Source organism: Mycoplana dimorpha (assembly GCF_003046475.1).
Lineage (GTDB): Bacteria > Pseudomonadota > Alphaproteobacteria > Rhizobiales > Rhizobiaceae > Mycoplana > Mycoplana dimorpha.
Window position 1 is genome coordinate 213243 of record NZ_PZZZ01000006.1, and the last position, 19383, is coordinate 232625.

The 19383-nt window shown below is 65.4% G+C and carries 17 protein-coding genes; 7 read left to right on the plus strand and 10 right to left on the minus strand.

What is annotated here, in order from left to right; genetic code table 11:
* Positions 1-122 precede the first annotated feature (122 nt).
* The 3 genes from C7449_RS15670 to C7449_RS15680 form a co-directional block, all read right to left on the minus strand.
* Positions 123-1133 (minus strand): inorganic phosphate transporter, encoded by a 1011-nt coding sequence (locus tag C7449_RS15670; protein WP_108003830.1) that lies wholly within the window; start codon positions 1131-1133, stop codon positions 123-125.
* Positions 1133-1777 carry a DUF47 domain-containing protein gene (locus C7449_RS15675; protein ID WP_108003831.1) on the minus strand — a complete coding sequence of 215 codons (645 nt, stop codon included), beginning with the start codon at positions 1775-1777 and terminating at the stop codon, positions 1133-1135. Before C7449_RS15675 ends, C7449_RS15670 begins: the two co-directional genes overlap by 1 nt.
* Positions 1778-2050: 273 nt before the next feature.
* On the minus strand, positions 2051-2941 hold the full coding sequence (locus C7449_RS15680) for a DMT family transporter (RefSeq protein WP_108003832.1): 891 nt from the start codon (positions 2939-2941) through the stop codon (positions 2051-2053).
* Between the two features lie 242 nt (positions 2942-3183).
* On the opposite strand from C7449_RS15680, the gene C7449_RS15685 reads away from it, so the two are divergent.
* From C7449_RS15685 to C7449_RS15695, 3 genes are read left to right on the plus strand one after another with little or no spacing between them, the layout of a single operon-like run.
* Entirely contained in the window at positions 3184-3513 is a 330-nt protein-coding gene (locus tag C7449_RS15685; RefSeq protein ID WP_108003959.1) for an ArsR/SmtB family transcription factor, read from the plus strand.
* Positions 3510-3989 carry an SRPBCC family protein gene (locus tag C7449_RS15690; RefSeq protein ID WP_108003833.1) on the plus strand — a complete coding sequence of 160 codons (480 nt, stop codon included), beginning with the start codon at positions 3510-3512 and terminating at the stop codon, positions 3987-3989. The genes C7449_RS15685 and C7449_RS15690 overlap by 4 nt, the downstream gene beginning before the upstream one ends.
* Before the next feature lie 16 nt (positions 3990-4005).
* A complete protein-coding gene (locus C7449_RS15695) occupies positions 4006-4419 on the plus strand; it encodes a GFA family protein (protein WP_108003834.1) in 414 nt (137 codons plus the stop codon).
* A 98-nt stretch (positions 4420-4517) separates the two neighbouring features.
* Here C7449_RS15695 and aguB read toward each other — a convergent pair whose 3' ends face one another.
* The 7 genes from aguB to C7449_RS15730 all read right to left on the minus strand — a co-directional run bounded on the left by aguB (position 4518) and on the right by C7449_RS15730 (position 12489).
* Positions 4518-5390, minus strand: a complete 873-nt coding sequence (gene aguB / locus C7449_RS15700; protein ID WP_108003835.1) for an N-carbamoylputrescine amidase — start codon at positions 5388-5390, stop codon at positions 4518-4520.
* 145 nt (positions 5391-5535) lie between these two features.
* Positions 5536-7206: an amidohydrolase gene (locus tag C7449_RS15705; protein ID WP_108003836.1), complete on the minus strand. Its 1671-nt coding sequence runs from the start codon at positions 7204-7206 to the stop codon at positions 5536-5538.
* Between the two features lie 115 nt (positions 7207-7321).
* Positions 7322-8503 (minus strand): serine hydrolase domain-containing protein, encoded by a 1182-nt coding sequence (locus tag C7449_RS15710; RefSeq protein WP_108003837.1) that lies wholly within the window; start codon positions 8501-8503, stop codon positions 7322-7324.
* A 144-nt stretch (positions 8504-8647) separates the two neighbouring features.
* Entirely contained in the window at positions 8648-9682 is a 1035-nt protein-coding gene (locus C7449_RS15715) for an ABC transporter substrate-binding protein (RefSeq protein ID WP_108003838.1), read from the minus strand.
* Between the two features lie 19 nt (positions 9683-9701).
* Positions 9702-10514: an ABC transporter permease gene (locus C7449_RS15720; protein ID WP_108003839.1), complete on the minus strand. Its 813-nt coding sequence runs from the start codon at positions 10512-10514 to the stop codon at positions 9702-9704.
* Entirely contained in the window at positions 10507-11433 is a 927-nt protein-coding gene (locus tag C7449_RS15725; protein ID WP_108003840.1) for an ABC transporter permease, read from the minus strand. The genes C7449_RS15720 and C7449_RS15725 overlap by 8 nt, the downstream gene beginning before the upstream one ends.
* A gap of 3 nt (positions 11434-11436) precedes the next feature.
* Positions 11437-12489 (minus strand): ABC transporter ATP-binding protein, encoded by a 1053-nt coding sequence (locus C7449_RS15730; protein WP_108003960.1) that lies wholly within the window; start codon positions 12487-12489, stop codon positions 11437-11439.
* A gap of 639 nt (positions 12490-13128) precedes the next feature.
* Between C7449_RS15730 and C7449_RS15735 the strand changes: the two genes are divergently transcribed.
* From C7449_RS15735 to C7449_RS15750, 4 genes are all read left to right on the plus strand, one after another.
* A complete protein-coding gene (locus C7449_RS15735) occupies positions 13129-13875 on the plus strand; it encodes a transporter substrate-binding domain-containing protein (RefSeq protein ID WP_108003841.1) in 747 nt (248 codons plus the stop codon).
* Positions 13876-13961: 86 nt separating this feature from the next.
* Positions 13962-15617 (plus strand): amino acid ABC transporter permease, encoded by a 1656-nt coding sequence (locus C7449_RS15740; protein WP_108003842.1) that lies wholly within the window; start codon positions 13962-13964, stop codon positions 15615-15617.
* A 55-nt stretch (positions 15618-15672) separates the two neighbouring features.
* A complete protein-coding gene (locus C7449_RS15745; protein WP_108003961.1) occupies positions 15673-16338 on the plus strand; it encodes an SDR family NAD(P)-dependent oxidoreductase in 666 nt (221 codons plus the stop codon).
* A gap of 14 nt (positions 16339-16352) precedes the next feature.
* Positions 16353-19382, plus strand: coding sequence for an aminotransferase class III-fold pyridoxal phosphate-dependent enzyme (locus C7449_RS15750; RefSeq protein ID WP_108003962.1), 3030 nt, complete (start codon positions 16353-16355; stop codon positions 19380-19382).
* The last annotated feature ends 1 nt before the right edge of the window (position 19383 follow it).

Genomic DNA, 19383 nt, shown 5'->3' on the forward strand with positions numbered 1-19383 from the left:
CGGCCACAGCGTCAGGCGAAAGGCTCAGGCTCTGAGGTGCAACGGCCCGGTCGACGATGCCGACGTCGACCCGGCGCCAGTAACCATGCTGGGGCAACGGACGCGGCGCACAGGCTTGGCCGTCAATGACCGCCGATCACTCCGACCACCCAGAAGGTCAAGGCCGAGACCAGTGCTGCGGCCGGCAGCGTCACGAACCAGGCGACGACGATGTTGCTGGCGATCCCCCAACGGACCGCCGAGACGCGGCGAGCCGCCCCGACGCCGATGATGGCGCCGGTGATCGTGTGGGTGGTGGAGACCGGAATGCCGAGCCAGGTGGCGCCGAACAGCGTGATCGCTCCGCCTGTCTCTGCGCAGAAGCCCTGCATGGGATTGAGCCGGGTGATCTTCGAGCCCATCGTGTGCACGATGCGCCAGCCGCCGAACAGCGTGCCGAGCGCGATCGCCGCCTGGCAGGTGATGACCACCCAGAACGGCACATGGAACTCGGAGCCGAGATACCCCTGCGAGAACAGCAGCACGGCGATGATGCCCATGGTCTTCTGGGCGTCGTTGCCGCCGTGGCCGAGCGAGTAGAGCGAGGCGGAGATGAACTGCAGGCCGCGGAAGGACTTGTCGACCGCGAACGGCGTCCGCCTGACGCAGAGCCAGGCGACGATCAGCACCAGCATGAGCGCGAGGAAGAAGCCGATCGCCGGCGACAGGAAGATGGCGCCGACCGTCTTCGCCACGCCCCAGAGCACGATCGCATCGCCACCGCTGCGGGCGAGACCCGCGCCCACCAGCCCGCCGATCAGCGCATGCGACGAGCTGGAGGGGATGCCGAACAGCCAGGTGACAACGTTCCAGACGATCGCACCGACCAGGGCGGAGAAGATCACCGCCGGCGTGACGATCGCCGGATCGATGATGCCCCGTCCGATCGTCTCGGCCACGTGCAGGCCGAAGAAGAGGAAGGCGATGAAGTTGAAGAAGGCCGCCCACATCACCGCGTATTGCGGCCGCAGCACCCGCGTCGAGACGATGGTCGCGATCGAGTTGGCCGCGTCGTGGAGGCCGTTCAGGAAATCGAACAGCAGAGCGATGCCGATGAGCGCCACCAGCAACGGAAAGGCGAGGGTGGCCTCCATCAGACGTTCTCGATCACGATGCCGCTGATCTCGTTCGCCACGTCCTCGAAGCGGTCGACGACCTTCTCGAGCTGGCCGTAGAGTTCGCTGCCGATCATGTAGGCCATCGGATTGGAGGCGCCGTGACGGCGGAACAGGTCCTTCAGCCCCGCCTCATGCAGTTCGTCCGCCCGGCCCTCGATGCGCATCACCTCCTCGGCGATCGCGTTGAGGCGGGTGATGTTGGCGCCGATCTTGCGCAGCAGCGGAACGGCTTCGGCGACGAGGTGGGCGGCCTTGACGATGATCGTCCCCATCTCCTGCATGCCCGGGTCGAAGCTCGTCTGCTCGAACAGCCGGATCGTCTTGACGGTCTTGTGCATCATGTCGATGGCGTCGTCGAGCGACTGGATCAGGTCCTTGATGTCGCCACGGTCGAACGGCGTGATGAAGCTCTTGCGGACCGCATGAAGCACCTCGGCGGTGATGTGGTCGGCCTTGTCCTCGAGTTGGACGATCCGGTCGCAGTACCGCTCGATGTCCGGCCCACCGGCCAGAACCTTCTCCAGCGCGTCCGCCGCTTCAACCACGGTGAGCGCATGCGCGTCGAACAGGTCGAAGAACCGGTCTTCCCGGGGCATCAGTGCACGAAACCAACTCAGCACGATCGTTTTTTCCCATTCATGACAGAATTGCGACAGCCCATAGAGCAGAGAGGCCGGCGTGGAAAGACGCGAAAGGCAGGAAAGCCGCGCCCTACTGCGACCGAAATGCAGTCCTTCCCCAGATTTCTGTCGGGCCCGGCCCGATCTTGGTTCAGAACCCAACCGCTGTGCCGTCATGCCGAAGCGGTTGTGATCAATGGCCCGGCAGGCACTGTTTGCGGGCGGGCGCCGCTTCAATCCCTTCCTGTGCCGTAAGGTGCAGCCTCGAGGATGCTAAAGGCTGATCAGCCCGATGCCGGCGACCGCGAGGGCCGCCCCGGCCCAGGCCGAGGCGTCGGGCCGCTTCCGGGTCCGCATCCAGACCATCGGCAGGATGAGCACCGGCGTCAGCGACGACAGCGTGGCGACGATGCCGACATTGCCGTGTGCCAGTGCCGCCATGAACAGCGACATGCCCACGCCGGTTCCGACAAACGCCGCGCCGAAGGCGGTCAGGCGGATGCGCGGAGAGAAGCGGGCCGTGCCCTTCGCGGCGGCGATCGGCAGCAGCGACAGCGCAAGATAGAAAAGGGCGGCAACGCCCGAGCGGATCGCCATGGCCGTGAAGGGCTCCGCACCCGCAGCCATCGCCGGCCGCGCCGCCAGCGTGCCGATCGCCTGGCCGATTGCCGTGATCAGGCCAAGCACGATGCCAAGGGCGGCGACGCGTCCGATCCTCGCGGAGCCGGACGGAGCGCCGACCTCCCTCGGTCCGCCGATCGCCAGGATCACGCCTGCGACGACGAGCCCGATGCCGATACCCTGCTGCGCCGTTATCGTTTCGCCCAGCCCCAGATAGCCGAACAGCACGGCGAAGGGGGCGGTCAGCGAATAGAGGAGCGAGGTCGTCCGCGCGCCGGCGATGTAGATCGCCGCGAAATAGGCGCTGCTGGCGATGATGATGCCGAACAGGCCGGAAAGCGCCAGTGCCCCCGCCTGCCACGGCTCGACCGCGCGCCAGCCGCCGGTCACAGCCGATGCGGCGGCGGTAATGGCAAAGCCGGCGAACATCTGCCAGCGGGTCAGCACGAGCAGCGGCACGCGCCCCTTCAGTTCACCGATCAGAATGGCGCTCAGGGCCGTGCAGGCGGCGGCGGAAATGGCGAAGAATTCGGCGAGGAACATCAGGGGCACTGCAAGCGTAGGGTTGCCCGCCTATGCCACGGAAGGAATTGATGGAAAAGTCACGAGTTTTGATGGGGTCGTGCAGGTGTCATGCAAGAGCGCGCCACTCGCCTCGAGCTTCCGAGCGGCGAGCTGATCGCCGTTCCACAGGCACGACCCAGAGCGGCGAGGTCGCTTTCATGCATTGGCGCACAGATTGAATAGCATTGACTAATTGATTAGTGCCTGCTATTTGTTTGTCCATGACCGAGGCTGCAACCATAACTGCCGTCATGCGCGCGCTTGCCGATCCCACGCGGCGGGCCGTCTTCGAGCGCATCGTCAATTCCGACGAGATCACTGTCGTTGAGTTGACCCGCGGCAGCACCGTCACGCAGGGCGCCATCTCCCAACATCTCAAGTCCTTGAAACAGGCCGGCCTCGTTTGCGAGCGCCCCGAAGGTCGCAACGTCTATTATCGCGCCCAGCCAGGCGGCCTGAAGCCGCTGGCCGACTGGATGAGCCACTATGGCACCTTCTGGCGCGAACGCTTCGCCGAGTTGAGAACCCTGCTGAAGGAAATCGACCCATGAACCAAGCCGTCAATCCGGACACGCAGGCCATTGTGGTCGACGAAGTCTTCCCGCACGCGCCGGCAGTCATCTGGAAAGCCTTGACCAGCGGCGAACTGATCGGCCGCTGGCTGATGGCGCCGAAGGGGTTCGAGCCTGTGGCTGGCAGCCGTTTCACCTTTCAGACGACGCCGGCAGGCGAATGGGACGGCACCATTCATTGCGAGGTGCTCGAGGTCGTTCCGAACGAGCGGCTGTCCTATGGGTGGAAGGGCGGGCATGAGGGCAATGAGGGCTATGGCTCAAAACTGGAGACGGTGGTCACCTTCACCCTTTCCAAGGCCGAGACGGGCACGCGCCTGCGCCTGGTCCATTTCGGCTTCGTGCTTCCGAAGAACGATACCGCCTACCGCAACATGAGCGAAGGCTGGAAAAAGGTGGTCAAGAGGCTCGACTCTGTGGTCGCCGAAGAGGCGTCTTCGCAAACGCTGCATTGAGCGATGGGAGAGCGACATGAACAAGTCCTATACCGGTGGCTGCGCCTGTGGCGCGATCCGCTACGAGATATCAGGCGAACCGGCCGTCATGCTTGACTGTCAGTGCCGGCAGTGTCAGCGCGACAGCGGCACCGGACACCAATCGCACCTGACTTTCGTCGCGGCTGAGGTGAAGGTCGAGGGAGACGCATCGCATTGGCAGACCTTGGGCGATGGTGGAACCGTAAAACGGCGCGCCTTCTGCCCGACATGCGGTTCGTCCGTCTACCTGACATTTCCCGACATGCCGGATGTGTTCATCGTCACGCCGGCAAGCCTCGACGATCCAAGCCGCTACAAGCCGCAACTGGTGTCCTGGACCGCCGCCGGACATGCCTGGGATCACCTCGATCCGGCATTGCCGAAATTCGACCGGATGCCGGCGACGTGAAATAGTGCGGCCAAATTTTTCACGACGGTTGCCGCTCGCAAAGGCCCTAGGGGCGGCCCAGCGCTTTGCCTTCCGACTTGGCGCTTTTAGGGCTTCGCTCAAAGCTGGCCGTCGAGCGTGCCGATCCGGCCATAAAGCTCCGGCCGACGATCGCGAAACAGCCCCCACGCCGAGCGCTGGCGCTCGATCGCATCGAGGTCGAAGGTCGCGATCAGCACCGTCTCGCTCTCCCGGTCGGCCTCGACGATCTTGGCGCCGGTCTGGTCGGCGATGAAGGAGGAGCCGTAGAAGGTCAGCGAGGTGTTGTTGCGACCCTCCTCGGTGCCGATGCGGTTGGAGGCAACGACGGGCACCATGTTGGCGCCGGCATGGCCCTGCATGACGCGCTGCCAATGGGCGGCGGTGTCGAGCGTCGGATCCTGCGGTTCGGTGCCGATCGCGGTCGGATAGAGCAGGATCTCCGCCCCCATCATCACCATGCTGCGTGCCGCCTCCGGAAACCACTGGTCCCAGCAGATGCCGCAGCCGATCGTGCCGAAACGGGTCTTCCACACCTTGAAGCCCGTGTCTCCCGGCGAGAAATAGAATTTTTCCGTGTAGCCGGGGCCGTCCGGAATATGGCTCTTGCGGTAGTTGCCGAGCACCGTGCCGTCGGCGTCGACGATCGCCACGGAGTTGAAGTGCGCCCGGCCGGCCTTCTCGAAATAGCTGACCGGCAGCACGACGCCGAGGTCCTTGGCGAGCCTGGCAAAATGCGCCACCAGCGGGTGGCCTTCCAGCGGCCTTGCAAGCGCATGGAAGCCGGAATCCTGGTCCTGGCAGAAGTACGGGGTCTCGAACAGTTCCTGGATCAGGATGATGTTCGCGCCGCTGGCCGCCGCTTCTCGCACGAGCCGGTCGGCCGTGGCGATGTTTTCATCAGTGTCCCAACTGCAGGCCATCTGGGTGGCCGCCACGGTCACTTCCCGCATGCTTCTTGTCCTTTCAACTGTAAGGGGGTGCTCTTCATGAGGGCGAGGGAACGATGCTGAAACTATCACCCGCCGATCGGCGGCGTCGTCCTTCTCCCCATTTGCGGGGAGAAGGTGCCGTCCGGTGCCCGAAGCTCCCGATCATTCAAGCCTGATGGGTGATCCGTCCGTCGCAGATCGTCACCAGCGGACGCACCGAGGCGAGGTCTTCGTAGGCCGTGCGCTCGACGTCGCCCGAAAGCACGACGAGGTCAGCGAGGTAGCCTTCCTTCAGCATGCCCTTGCGGTCCTCCATGAACTCCACCCAGGCACCGGTCCGCGTATAGGCGGCGAGCGTTTCCGTCAGCGTCAGGCGCTGGTCGGGCAGGCCCTCCTTCCAGGTCTTGCGCGTCATCGCGTCGTGGATGCAGCTCATCGGATCGAGCGGCGACACCGGCCAGTCGGTTGCAAAGACGATCTTCGCCCCGGCGTCGACCAGCGTGCGCCAGGCAAATGCATAGGGCCAGCGCTCCTCGCCGATATAGGACAGGTACGGCTCCATCGGCAGGCCGGCATTGCCGGGCGGATGGGTCGGCTGCATCGAGGCGACCGTGCCGGTCTCGGCGAAACGTCTGATGTCGGCGGGATGGACGACCTCGATGTGCTCAATGCGGTTGCGGCCGTCGCGCTTGCCGTTCGCCTTGATCGCCGCCTCGTAACCGTTCAGCACCATCCGCACGGCTCCGTCGCCGATCGCGTGCACGGCGACCTGGAGCCCGAGCTTGTCGGCCGCAGTCGCGATGTTGTCGAACTGTTCCTGGCTGAAGAGCGGCTCGCCCTTCCAGCCTGGCTGGTGCTTGTAGTCGTCGATGAACACTGCGGTTCCGGACTCGGTGACGCCGTCCATGAATAGCTTCACGAAGTCGCAGCGCAGCTTGTCGGTGTTGAAGCGGTCGCGCCAGGCGGCCGCCTTGTCCGAAAGATCGCTGAGCGGCATGAAGTTCTTCATGTGGAAGGGCATGCGCACCCGCACCGGCAGCCCGTCGGTCTTCTCGATCTCGTCAAGCATCTCCAGTTGGTAGAGGCTGCCGTCCATGTTCTGCAGCGAGGTGATGCCGAGCGACGCGCAATAGGCAAGGCCGCGCTTGATCACGGCGATGTCCTTGGCCCGATCCTCGGCCGTGACGTGCTCCGGATCGCCGCCGGTGCCGACGCCCAGCATTTCTCGCCCGCCTGTCTCGCTCAGTGCGGCGACCGGGCGCATCGCGTCCGATTCGCGCAGCTCGCCATTGGCGAGACCGTCCTCACCCATGACGATCTCGTTGCCGACGCCGACCTCGCCGCCCTTGAGGATGCCGGCCCTTTCCAGCGCGATCGTGTTCGCCCAGGCGGTGTGGTGGTCCGGCGCCACCATCATGAAGGGGCGATCGGCGATGATCCGGTCGAGATGGTGGCGGGTGACGCGCTCGTGATCGGAGAGGATCGTGTAGTCGGCATACTGTGCCTCGAGCAGCGGCAGGTCGGGATTGGCCGCCGCATAGGCCCGCACCTTCTCCTGCAGCGCATCGAAGCCCTTCAGGCCGAACAGCGACAGCTGCGTCAGCCCGACCGAGCCGCCGAAGATGTGCATGTGCGCCTCGTTGAAGCCGGGCAGCACCGTGCCGCCCTTGGCGTCGATGACATGCGTGTCGGGGCCGGAGAAGGCGTCGACCTGGGCCTCGGAACCGACCGCCAGGATGCGATTGCCGGAAATGGCGATCGCCTCGGCCGCCGGATTGGCCTCGTCCATGGTAAGGATCCGCGCGTTGCGGATGATGTAGCTTGCTTCTTTCTGCATGGTGTTCCCTCGATCCATCTGCACCAGCCTCCGCACTGGGTCATCTGCGGAGCCGCGCTTATATTCCGCATATTTCCGGCCGCGGCGCCGCAAGGCGTTCGCGGCCCGGCCACTATCAGAACGCCATCGCGCAGATCCTGCGGAAGAAGGCGAAATTGTCCTGCTTCAGCTCGTCGTCCAGCGGGTTCGGCTGCGAGGAGACCTTGACGATCACCGTCGCCGTGCTCGGGTCGACGTAGAGCCACTGGCCGTGGATGCCGATGCCGCAATAGGCGCCGTCCGCCTCGCCCGACTGGTACCACTGGCTGCGATAGCGGCCGTTCGGCAGCATGGTGTTCATGCCGGCGATCCAGGCGCCGTGGTCGCCCGCCGTCGTCATGTCGGCGATCCAGGCCTCCGGCACGATCTGCCGGCCGCTCGCCGCCCCGCCGGTGCGCAGGAGTTCGCCGACGCGCGCAAGGTCACGCGCCGTCATGCATATGCCGCCGGCGCAGCGCGGCGTGCCGATCGCATCGACGGTCACATAGGCGTCGTTCCGCGTCCCCATCGGCTGCCACAGCAGTTCGCTCATCAGATCCGGGAAGCGTTGGCCGGTGACGCGCTCGATGATGACGCCGAGCAGGTCGGAGTTCGGCGAGGCGTAGAAGAACGGGCCGCCATGGGCGTGCGGCGCCTTGGGCAGCGTCGTCAGGAAGGCGGCGAGCGTCTCGACCGGCGTGCCCGGCTCCGGCGGGTTCCACAGCGTGGCACGCCGGTAGCGCGCAAAGGCGCCGAGCGGATCGAGATAGGCCTCCTCGAAATCCAGGCTGACGCGCATGTCGAGCACGTCGCGGTAGCTGCAGGTGCCGTAGGCGCTGCCGGCCGCTTCCGGCAGGTAGTGCGTCACCAGCCGGTCCGGATCGATCAGCCCCTGATGCTCAAGAATGCCGGAGACGATCGCCGTCATCGACTTCGAGACCGAGAAGATGACGTGCGGGGCGTTCACATCGGCATGCGGCGCATAATGTTCGGCGACGATCCTGCCGTCGCGCATGACGACGAAACCGTCCGTATGGGCGTAGTCGAGGAAGTCCTTGACGGTCGCGGCGCCGTCGATGCCGGTCTCGATCCTGGACTGGAGAAACGCGGAGGAGTCCCTTGCCTGCTCGGGCTCGGGGCTGGCGGTGCGGATCGCCGCGCTCGGCACGAGATCGCGCACGTTCTGGAAGGCCCAGCGGCTGTAGGGGGCCGTGCGCCAGTTGGATAGCGTAACGTCGGAACGGGCGAACCCGTAGCGGTCCTTGAAGGTGGGGAGCATCGCAACATCGGCCGCATGCGGCGGGCGCGCGGCCCTGTCCGAGGCGGTCGTCCCTGCTGGTCGCGCAGACGTGGGTCCGGCGCGAGGATTCACAATACTGCCGTGCCGCGCCCGAGGGCGCGACACGGCCAGGTACCGAGGCCGTTACTTCTGCAGTTCGGTCCAGAGCTTGGTGTAGAGATCATTGACTTCCGGCGGGCAGGCAAGGCCGAACTTGCCGGCGGCCCTCAGCTCTTCCGGAACGATGATCTCCGGTGCCGTCTTCATGTCTTCCGGCATGAATTCTTCGGAACCCTTGATACCGTTGGCGTAGCGGGCGAAGGCCGAATTCATCGCAGCGTTCTCCGGCTCCATGATGAAGTTCAGGAACAGCTTGGCGTTCTCGACATTCTTGGCGTCCTTCAGGATGGCGGCGTTGTCCATCCAGATCGGATAGCCTTCCTTCGGATAGCCGTAATGCACGTCTGGGTTCTGCAGGCGGATGCGGAAGGTGGCGCCGTTCCAGTCGACGCCGGCGTCGAAGTCGCCCTTGGCGTGCTTCTCGATCGTGCCGTATTCCATCGACAGCCACTTCGGCTTGGCGGCGGCGAGGATGTCGCGGGCCTTCTTCAGCACCGTCAGGTCGCCCGTGCAGGGCTCGCCGCCGGCATAGGTCACGACCATGTGCATGACGTCGGACATTTCCGGCACGACGTTGATCTTGCCGACCAGTTCGGCCGGCGGATCGAGGAAGATCGCCGAGGTGTTGATGTCGCCCGTGTAGACCTTGGTGTTGACGGCGACCCCGGTCGTGCCCCACATCCACGGAACCGAATAGTGACGGCCCGGGTCGAAGGGTACGTCCACCCACTGCGGATCGACGTTCTTGAAGTTCTCCAGCTGGTCGGGACGGCTTTCGAGCAGCAGACCGTCGTCGATCCAGACCTTCATGACGCTTGCCGACGGAACGACGATGTCGAAGCCGTGGCCGCCCTGGCGAACCTTGGCGAGCGCGGTGTCGTTCGAATCGTAGTCGGTGATCGTCACCTTGATCTTGTACTGCTCCTCGAACTTCTTGATCATCTCGGGGCTGGTGTAGTTGCCCCAGTTGTAGATGTTCAGTTCACCTTCGGCGTGGGCGATCGCCGTGCCGGCGAGGAGCCCGAGGGCGAGCGATGCGAAACCCAGTCTGTGCTTCATTGCTGTTCTCCTGATTGAATTAGCCATTGTCTTTTTCGGGTGTCCTGCTGAGGAAGAAGAAGACCGTCACGATCGCCAGCGATATCAGCAGGAAGACCGTCGAAATCGCGTTCATCTCCGGCGTCACGACGCGGCGGAGCTGGCCGAGCATATAGGTCGGCAGCGTGTCCTGGCCGCCCGACTTGACGAATTCGGTGATGACGACGTCGTCGAGCGAGATGACGAAGGCGAGCATCAGGCCGGCGAGGATGCCCGGCCACAGAAGCGGCAGCGTCACGTAGCGGAACGCCTTGAACGGCGTGGCGTAGAGGTCGGCCGCGGCGCGCTCCAGCGACAGGTCCATGCTCTCCAGCCGGGCGCGGATCGGCAGATAGGCGAAGGGGACGCAGAAGGCCGCATGCGACATCATCAGGTAGCCGAGGCCGGAGTAGCCGGTCCAGACCTTGACGCGCGAGAAGAAGATCAGCAGCGCCACGGCGGTGACGATCTCCGGCACCAAAAGCGGCAGGTTGATGAAGGCGTATTTGAAGGTCATGCCGCGATAGGCGGCCGTGCGTGTCGTCGCAAGCGCCGCAAGCGTCGCGCAGATCGTCGCCAGGACGGCAGCGACGGATGCGATCTTCAACGAGCGGACCGAGGCCTCGATGACGAGGTCGTTGTTCCAGGCGGCCTCGAACCAGCGCAGCGAAAACCCTTCCCACATCGCCACCGAGACGCCGGAGTTGAAGGCGTAGGCGACGAGGGTCGCGATCGGCAGGTAGAGCACGAAGAAGGTCATCATCGCGATCGTCGAGAAGCCCGGCAGACGCTTGATCGAGAACGACTTAGCCATGGCTGCTGCCTCCGGCCTTCCCGGCATTGCGGACGTAGTAGAGCATCGCAAACAGCACGATGATGACGAGCGTGACCGACAGCGCCGCCCCCAGCGGCCAGTTCCGGCCCTGGCCGAACTGCAACTCGATCAGGTTGCCGATCATCAGGTTCTTGCCGCCGCCGAGCACGCGCGGAATGACGTAGGAGGAAAGCGCCGGAATGAAGACCAGGATGGAGCCGGCGATTAGCCCGGGCTTCACAAGCGGCACGATCACCTTCATCAGCACGTTGAAGCGGCTGGCGTAGAGATCATAGGCGGCCTCGATCAGACGGAAGTCCAGCTTCTCAAGGCTTGCGTAGAGCGGCAGAACCATCAATGGAAGATGGACATAGGTCATGCCGAGCAGGATGGCGAAATCGGTATAGAGCATCTGCACCGGCGCCGAGATGACGCCGAGCTTCAACAGAACCGAGTTGATGATGCCCTCGGTGCGGATCAGTTCCTGGATGGCGAAGGTGCGGATCAGCATGTTCGTCCAGAACGGTATGGTGATCAGGAACAGCCAGACCGAGCGGTTGTGTGGGGGACGCGTGGCGATGAAATAGGCGGTGGGAAAACCGAAGATCGCACACAGCACCGTGGTTCCGAGCGCCAGCTTGATCGAGCGCCAAAAGATCGAGAAATGCGCGTCCGCCAATGACACCGTGTCGTCGAAGATGTCACGCGCGAAGAAGACGTTGAACCAGCCCTGGCTCGAAAACTCCCACTTCACGTCGCCGTAGCTGCCGGGCGCCAGGAACGAGTAGAGGACGACGATCAGGAGCGGACCGACGCCGGCGACGAGGATCAGCAGCAGGGCCGGGGCGCTGAGCAGCCACCGGTCGCGAATGTCCTTCTTCTGTCGGGCTTCGCCGGCCTGTGCAGCACTGAGCGCCATGACCTAGTCCTTCAGGATCTGCGCGGCGCCTTCGCCGAGGCGGACGCCGACGCGCGCGCCGGTTTCGGGTGCCGCCGCGCCGGACCGGGTGTTCTGCCGTCGGACGATGAAGGTGCCGCCGTCGTCGAGACGGACGTGGAAATGCGTATCGGTGCCGAAATAGATCACCTCGCCGAGCGTGCCGTCGAAGGTGCCGGACCCGGCCGCCGCCAGTTCGGCGTGTTCGGGGCGGACGACGACGGTCAGGTCGGCCTTCGGCGCGCCGCCTTCCGGCAGGCCGGCCCGGATGATCCCGCCGGCCTTGAGCCGTACGGAAGCCATCGATCCCTCGCTCCCGGCCAGCGTCCCTTCCAGAAAGTTCGTTTCGCCGATGAAGTCGGCGACGAAGCGGTCCGCCGGACGGTCGTAGATCTCACGCGCACTGCCGACCTGGCGCACCTGTCCCTGCGACATGACCGCGATGCGGTCCGACATGGTCAACGCTTCTTCCTGGTCATGGGTGACGAACACGAAGGTGATGCCGGTCTCCGCCTGCAGGCGCTTCAGTTCGATCTGCATGGATTTCCTGAGCTTCAGGTCGAGCGCCGAAAGCGGCTCGTCGAGCAGCAGCACCTTCGGTTGCGGCGCCAGCGCGCGGGCCAGTGCCACGCGCTGCTGCTGGCCGCCGGAGAGCTGCGTCACCGGATTGTCGCCGCGACCGTCCAGGTGCACGAGCTTCAGCATCCGCGCCACGACGGCCGCAATGTCGGCCTTCGGCTTGCCGAGCATCTTCAGGCCGAAGCCGATGTTTTCGGCGACGGTCAGGTGCGGGAAGAGGGCGTAGTTCTGGAAGACGGTGTTGACCGGCCGCTGGTTCGGCAGCAGGCTGGAAATGTCCCTGTCATCGAGCAGCACCTGTCCTTCGGTCGGCAGTTCGAAGCCGGCGATCATCCGAAGCAGCGTTGTCTTACCGCATCCCGAGGGGCCGAGCAGGGTGAAGAACTCGTTCGGCCGGATATCCAAGGTTACGTTGTCGACGGCCAGGAAGGTGCCGAACGACTTGCTGATGGCACGCATGCCAATGGCGCCGCCGTGCGCGGACTTCGCATGGAACTGGTCCAATATGTTCCCCGTGTTGCCCGACGAGACGTCCTCGTCGCTGGCGGTTTCAGGTGGCCGCTTGGCGCAGCTTCTTTGTGATAGGCTTCACAATTTTATGATCACAACAAACCATCATTTGAGCGGGGCTGTAAAGAGGCAATTTCTGTCGTGATGACAGGTAAGCGGCATTGCCGGACAGAGGCGACCCCGACTTCGCAAAGGGACAGGTTTTCCACAGCCGGCTGCCCGGCAGCCGGGCCCCTGGTGACAGGACCTGCGGCCGCTGACTGCCGCCAGCCGGCCGCGCGGCGAGGGAGTTCCTCATCATGATCCACGGTGCGATCAGGTCCGCCAAATCGCCAATAAAAACGTTTTCTTCAGTGTTGAAAACGTTTTTATTGCTTGTTACTGGTTTCTACGCGGATAGCCTTGCGTCCTGAACCGAGCATCGTGCGGCGGTGACGCGGGAGCTTGCGCTGGTGTTGCGAATGCGCGTTGCGGCTGGCCCCCAACCTGCGAGCCGTATTCAACCACCGTCTTTTCGGCAACATTCGGAACCGGCACGGGCAGAGGAGGCCCGACCGGGTCCGGCGGACTTCATCAACGGAGGATGGAATGAAGAAGCTCGTTGCTAGCATAACCCTTGCCCTGCTCATGGCGGGGGCCGCCCAGGCCGCCGATCTCGGCGGCAAGCTGCTCAAGGTCGGCTCGGACACCACGTCGCCGCCAATGGAGAGTATCGACCCCGCAACCGGCCAGGTCGTCGGCTTCGACGTCGACGTCGTCAACGCCATCTGCGCCAAGATCAACTGCCAGGTCGAGTTCGTGACGACCGGTTGGGACGGGATCTTTGCAGCACTCGACCAAGGCAATTTCGACCTGGTCGCCTCCGGCGTCTCGATCACCGATGAGCGCAAGAAGGCGATGGACTTCTCCGAGCCCTACATCGTCAACAGCCAGGCGGTGCTGACGCGCGTAGAGGACCAGAACCTCTCCCTTGAAGAGTTCAAGGCACAGGGCCGCAAACTGTCGGCGCAGGCCAACACGACCGATGCGCAGGTCGCCGAGAACGTCGTCGGCAAGGAGAACGTCGTCGCCTATGACAGCTTCAGCGCCGCGATCATCGCCCTGAAGAACAAGGACGTCGACGGCGTGGTGATCAACGGCGCCAATGCCGCCGCCTACGAGCGCGAGTTCGCCGGCGAACTCGTCGCCGCGATCAAGGATCTCGAATCCGACCCGCTCGGCCTGGTGTTCCGCAAGGGCGACGAGAACGTCGCCGCCTTCAACGAGGGGCTGGAGGCCATCAAGGACGACGGCACGCTCGACCAGTTGATCGCCAAGTACTGGGGCCTCAACTAGGCCCTCCGTTCTCACCGAGACCGGCAAGCCGGGGACGCGCGCCGCGCCCCCGGGCACCTTTTCGATCACGACGTCCGGAGACAGGCATGTCATTCGTCAGAAGCATCAGGCCCAGCAACCTGATCATCCTGTCCGCGCTGCCCTTCATCGTCTACCTGTTTGCGTCCTCGGCCGACTACCAGCGGTCGCTGCGCGCCATCGTCGGCGTCGAACCCGGCTCGTCGGCCTTCGTGCCGGGGTTCCTGATGCTTGCGACCGCATTTTCGGCCGGGCTGGCAGTTCCGCTGTTGTGGCGCGGCAAGGCTCCGCGTCGGCGGATGGCCGCGCTCGCCGCCCTGACAAGCGCTGTCGCCGCAACCTTCATCGTCGCGGGCGATACGGTCCATCCGTTCATCGCCTCGGTCGTCGCCAACGGCGTCGATTCGTTCAAGTCGGAGTTGGTCATCAAGGGCGCCACACCGCGCCAATTGACGGAGGCCGCCGACCTGATGGTCCGCCGGGTGGAGGGCTGGCTGTGGCCGACCTATGCCGCGCTGCTGCTTGCCGGCATCGTCCTGTTCTTCGCCGGCAGCCGCGCGCAGCCGGGGCCGCAAGGCGCCATGCGCAGGGCCGGCGCATGGCTGCTGGGCGGGGTGAACGGCGCCAGTCTCGCCTTCGTGCTGCTGTTTGCCCATATCGCCTTTGCCGCCGGATTGGCGACGACGATCCGCGCCGCCATCGCGGCCTACATGCTGGCCGCCGTCCTCGGGCTGGTCTGGGTCGGCCTGCTGAAACTGCACTACACGCGCCGCAGCCTGGTGCTCTTTGCAGCCGCGGCGGTCGTCCTTGCGGCTTCCTCCGCCTGGTTCCTGCTGCAGCCGCGCGACGCCTATGTGCTCGCCGGCTCGCTGAACGGCAAGGTCGGCATCGTCACCGGCACGCCGTCCGGCCTGATCGGCGACGTCCGTTTCGGCCGTTATGAAGGCGCGCCCCTGACTGAAACGCCGGTCAGGACCTTCCTCGGGCCGCCCGAGGCGATCGCCGCGGTGGGCAAGAACGAGGACGTCAGCGGCGCCCTGCTGCCCGCCGCCGCGGTGCCGGCCGACTGGCCGGTGCTGTGGCGCGTCGAGGCGCTCAACGACGGCGATCGCGCCGCCGGCATCACCCTTGCCGTGCTCGCCATCGCCGTCGGGCTTTTGACATTCGGCGGCTTCCTCCATCGGCGCCATCCGCTGTCGATCGGATCGGAGTTCATCGTCGACACGATCCGCGGCATTCCGATGCTCGTCATCGTGCTCTATGTCGGGCTGCCCCTGAGCGGCGCCCTGAAGGACGCCACACAGGGCATCTTCGATCCGCCGAACCTGATGCGCGGCATCGCCGCCATGGCGCTGGCCTATTCGGCCTATCTCGCCGAGATCTTCCGCTCGGGCATCAATGCCATCCCCGTCGGTCAGATCGAGGCGGCGGCGAGCATCGGCCTGAACCGCTGGCAGACCGCTCGCCTGATCATCCTGCCGCAGGCCTTTCGCATCGTCATTCCGCCGCTTGGCAACGAACTGATCGCCATCCTCAAGGACACCTCGCTGCTGTCGATCCTTTCGATCCGAGACATCACCCAGCGGATGCGCGAATTCCAGTCGGCGAGCTTCCTGCCGTTCGCGCCGTACAACTCGGCGGCGATCCTCTACATCCTGCTGACGCTGGCGGCGGCAAGCCTCATCAACCAGATCGAGAAGAAGTATGACATCAAGCATCGCTGAGACCGCCCGGCAGGGAGAGGCGGCCCGGCGCCCGACGGACGGCTCCGGCCGCACGGTGCTCGTCACCGGCGCCTCGCGGGGGCTCGGCCGCGCGCTTGTCGAAACCTATGCGAACGCCGGCTGGACCGTGATCGCCTGCATGCGGAAGCCGATGCATGCAGCCGCCGGCGCGATCGTCACCGAGCAACTCGACGTCGCCGATCCGGGCTCGATCGCAGCCCTTGCGCGACGCCTGGACGGCGTGGCGATCGACGTGCTGATAAACAACGCCGCAATCCGCGGCGACACCGGCGGCCTTGCCTCGCTCGATGCCGACGACTTCCTGGAGGTGATACGGGTCAACGCGCTGGCACCGCTGCTGCTGGTCCGCGCGCTGCTGCCCAACCTATTGACCGGCAGCGGACGCAAGATAGTCAACATCAGCAGCCGCTCCGGATCGCTGGCCGAAGGCACGCTCGATGATGAAGACGGCGACTACGCCTATCGCTGCTCCAAGGCGGCGATGAACATGGCGACGTCGAAGCTTGCCCACGATCTGCGCGGCGACGGGATCGCCGTCGTCTCGCTGCATCCGGGCTGGGTGCGCACCGACATGGGTGGCGAGGAGGCGAAGATCGACGTCGCGGCGAGCGCGGCGGCGCTGAAGGCAATCATTGATGGCACAGACAGGGCTGCAAGCGGCACGTTTCGCAGCTATGACGGACGACAGGTTTCCTGGTGATGGAGTTGGATCAGATGGATGCGAGAGACGGATTCGATCACGAAGGCGAGGCGATCGGCGCCCTGCTTCGCGACAGCTATGGACTGGCCGGGGACGTCACGGCCCTCCCGGGCGAACACGATCTCAACTATCGCGTCCGCACCGCGGACGGCGCGACGTTCCTGCTCAAGCTGCATGCGCCGGGCGCGCCCCAGGAGCTGGCGATGCAGATGGCGGTGCTGGACCACCTGGCCCACACCGCGCCGCACCTGCCGCTCTCGCGCGCGCTGCCCGACCGCAACGGCGCCGCGCTCGCCACGGCACGCATTCGCGGCGAGCGGATCGCCCGCCTGCTGACCTGGCTGCCCGGCGAGGTGTGGTCGCGCTCCGGCGCCCGCGGCGACGAGAGCGTCGAAACGCTCGGCCGGCTGCTCGGCGAGCTCGACCGCAGCCTCGAGGGCTTCAGCCATGCCGGCGCCAGCCGCCACTACGGCTGGGATATCGGCCGCGCCGACATGCACCTGGAGAACGTCGGCTTGATCGAGGACGTTGAAAGGCGCGAGGCCGCGCGCGCCATCCTCGAACGCTTCGCCGCGGCAGTGCTGCCGCGCCTCCGGACCTGCCCGCGCCAGGTGATCCACAACGACGCCAACGACTACAACGTGCTGCTCGATGACCAGGGGCGCGTCAGCGGCCTCCTCGATTTCGGCGACATGGTGGAAACATGGCGAGTGATCGAGATTGCCGTCGCCGGCGCCTATGCGCTGATCGGCACCGCCGATCCGATCGAGACGATCGCCCGGCTCGCCGCCGCCTACCACGCCGTCAACCCGATCGGCGAGGTCGAGGCGGAGCTGATCTTCGATCTCGTCTGCACCCGCTATGCGGTCAGCATGTGCATGGCCGCCAGGCAGATCCGCGACAATCCCGAAAATACCTATCTGCTGGTCAGCCAGGAGGACGTCTGGCGCGAACTGCAGCGGCTGCAGCGGGAGAACCGGTCGGTCGCGATTGCCCGCATTCGCGACGCCTGCGGCTTTTCGCCGATTGCGCATGCGCCCCGGGTCGAGCGCTGGCTGGAGCGCAATGCGCATGAATTTTCCCCGATCGTGCGCCCCGGCATCGCAAGGCCGAAGGTGCTCGCCCTGGACCTGACGGCCCATGGACCTGACGCGCAGGCCTGGGCAACGCTCGACGCCGCCGGGGCCGAGGCGCTGGTCGATCAGCGTATAGCCGAGCACGGCGCCGATTTCGCCATCGGCCTCTATGGCGAGGACCGCGTCATCTACAAGGGCGATGCCTTCGAGACCGCCTCCCCCGGCGCCCGCCGCACCGTGCATCTCGGCGTCGACATCTTCGCGCCGGCCCACGAGCCCGTGCACGCGCCGTTCGAAGGCAAGGTCGCCTTCATTTATGACGACGCGGTTCCCTTCGGCTTCGGCCCGACCGTCCTGCTCGAACACGCAACCGACGAGGGCGACGTCTTCTGGACCCTCTACGGCCACCTGTCGCGCGACAGCGTCGCAAAGCTGTCGATCGGTCAGGCGATTGCCGGCGGCGAGGCGTTCTGCGCCTTCGGCGCGGCGTCCGAAAACGGCAACTGGTCGCCGCACCTGCATTTCCAGATCGTCACCGACCATCTCGGCCTCGAGGCACGCATGCACGGCGTCGGCGTGCGCAGCCAGTGGCAGGTCTGGCGCGCCATCAGCCCGGATCCGAGCGTCATCCTCGGCTATTCCGTACCCGCCTCGGTGATCGTGGCACGCGACAAGCCGTTCCTCGTCCGCGAGCGGCAGCGCCGAATCGGCCGCTCGCTGAGCATCGCCTATTCGGACGCCCCGCTGAAGATCGTCGGCGGCGAGGGGGCCTACCTGATCGACGAGGACGGCACGCGCTGGCTCGACATGGTCAACAACGTCTGCCACGTCGGCCATTGCCATCCGCGCGTCGTCAAGGCGGCGCAGGTGCAGATGGCAAGGCTCAACACCAATTCGCGCTACCTGCACGATTCTCTAGTCGAATATTCGCGCAGGCTGGCGGCGCTGTTTCCGGATCCGCTCAACGTCTGCTTCTTCGTCAACTCCGGCAGCGAGGCTAACGACCTGGCGATCCGGCTGGCGCGTGCCTATACCGGCAACCGCGACATCATCACCGTCGACCACGCCTATCACGGCCATCTCTCCAGCCTGATCGACGTCAGCCCCTACAAGTTCGCCGGCAAGGGCGGCGAGGGAAGGCCGGCGCATGTCCGCGTCGCCGAAATGCCGGACCTCTATCGCGGCCGCTTCCGCTATGGCGACGAAAGCGCCGGGCGCAAATATGCCGAGGACGTGCGCAACCAGGTGGCGGCACTCGCGGCGGACGGACGCCGGCCGGCGCTGTTCTTCAGCGAGGGCATTCTCGGCACCGGGGGGCAGCTGACCCTGCCGGCCGACTATCTGAAGGAGGCCTATGCCCATGTGCGCGCCGCCGGCGGCCTGTGCCTGGCCGATGAGGTGCAGGTCGGCTTCGGCCGGGTCGGCAGCCACTTCTGGGCGCATGAGATCCAAGGGGTGGTGCCGGACATCGTCACCATGGGCAAGCCGATCGGCAATGGCCACCCGATGGCCGCGGTCGTGACCACGGAAGCCGTCGCCGCCGCCTTCGCGAATGGCATGGAGTACTTCAATACCTTCGGCGGCAATCCGGTTTCCGCCGAGATCGGGCTTGCCGTGCTCGACGTGATCCGCGACGAGCGGCTGATGCATCACTGCCGCGTCGTCGGCGAGCGGCTGATGGACGGCGCCCGGGAATTGGCGACCCGCCATCCGATCATCGGCGACGTGCGCGGCCATGGCCTCTTCATCGGCATCGAGCTGGTGCGCGACCGCGAGACGCTGGAGCCCGCCGCGCGCGAACTCGACCTGGTCATTGCCGAGATGAAGCAGAGGCACCGCATCCTCCTGAGCAGCGAGGGACCGCACCACAACGTGCTGAAGATCAAGCCGCCGGCACCCTTCAGCACGGAGGACTGCGACTATTTCCTCAACGCGCTCGACGACACGCTCGCCCGCCTTAGTCCTTGAG

Excerpts from the sequence above, each read along its gene's own strand:
- C7449_RS15670 (WP_108003830.1), bottom strand. The coding sequence starts at position 1,133 with ATGGAGGCCACCCTCGCCTTTCCGTTGCTGGTGGCGCTCATCGGCATC.
- C7449_RS15680 (WP_108003832.1), bottom strand. The coding sequence starts at position 2,941 with ATGTTCCTCGCCGAATTCTTCGCCATTTCCGCCGCCGCCTGCACGGCC.
- C7449_RS15685 (WP_108003959.1), top strand. The coding sequence starts at position 3,184 with ATGACCGAGGCTGCAACCATAACTGCCGTCATGCGCGCGCTTGCCGAT.
- C7449_RS15690 (WP_108003833.1), top strand. The coding sequence starts at position 3,510 with ATGAACCAAGCCGTCAATCCGGACACGCAGGCCATTGTGGTCGACGAA.
- C7449_RS15695 (WP_108003834.1), top strand. The coding sequence starts at position 4,006 with ATGAACAAGTCCTATACCGGTGGCTGCGCCTGTGGCGCGATCCGCTAC.
- aguB (WP_108003835.1), bottom strand. The coding sequence starts at position 5,390 with ATGCGGGAAGTGACCGTGGCGGCCACCCAGATGGCCTGCAGTTGGGAC.
- C7449_RS15705 (WP_108003836.1), bottom strand. The coding sequence starts at position 7,206 with ATGCAGAAAGAAGCAAGCTACATCATCCGCAACGCGCGGATCCTTACC.
- C7449_RS15710 (WP_108003837.1), bottom strand. The coding sequence starts at position 8,503 with ATGCTCCCCACCTTCAAGGACCGCTACGGGTTCGCCCGTTCCGACGTT.
- C7449_RS15715 (WP_108003838.1), bottom strand. The coding sequence starts at position 9,682 with ATGAAGCACAGACTGGGTTTCGCATCGCTCGCCCTCGGGCTCCTCGCC.
- C7449_RS15720 (WP_108003839.1), bottom strand. The coding sequence starts at position 10,514 with ATGGCTAAGTCGTTCTCGATCAAGCGTCTGCCGGGCTTCTCGACGATC.
- C7449_RS15725 (WP_108003840.1), bottom strand. The coding sequence starts at position 11,433 with ATGGCGCTCAGTGCTGCACAGGCCGGCGAAGCCCGACAGAAGAAGGAC.
- C7449_RS15730 (WP_108003960.1), bottom strand. The coding sequence starts at position 12,489 with ATGCGTGCCATCAGCAAGTCGTTCGGCACCTTCCTGGCCGTCGACAAC.
- C7449_RS15735 (WP_108003841.1), top strand. The coding sequence starts at position 13,129 with ATGAAGAAGCTCGTTGCTAGCATAACCCTTGCCCTGCTCATGGCGGGG.
- C7449_RS15740 (WP_108003842.1), top strand. The coding sequence starts at position 13,962 with ATGTCATTCGTCAGAAGCATCAGGCCCAGCAACCTGATCATCCTGTCC.
- C7449_RS15750 (WP_108003962.1), top strand. The coding sequence starts at position 16,353 with ATGGATGCGAGAGACGGATTCGATCACGAAGGCGAGGCGATCGGCGCC.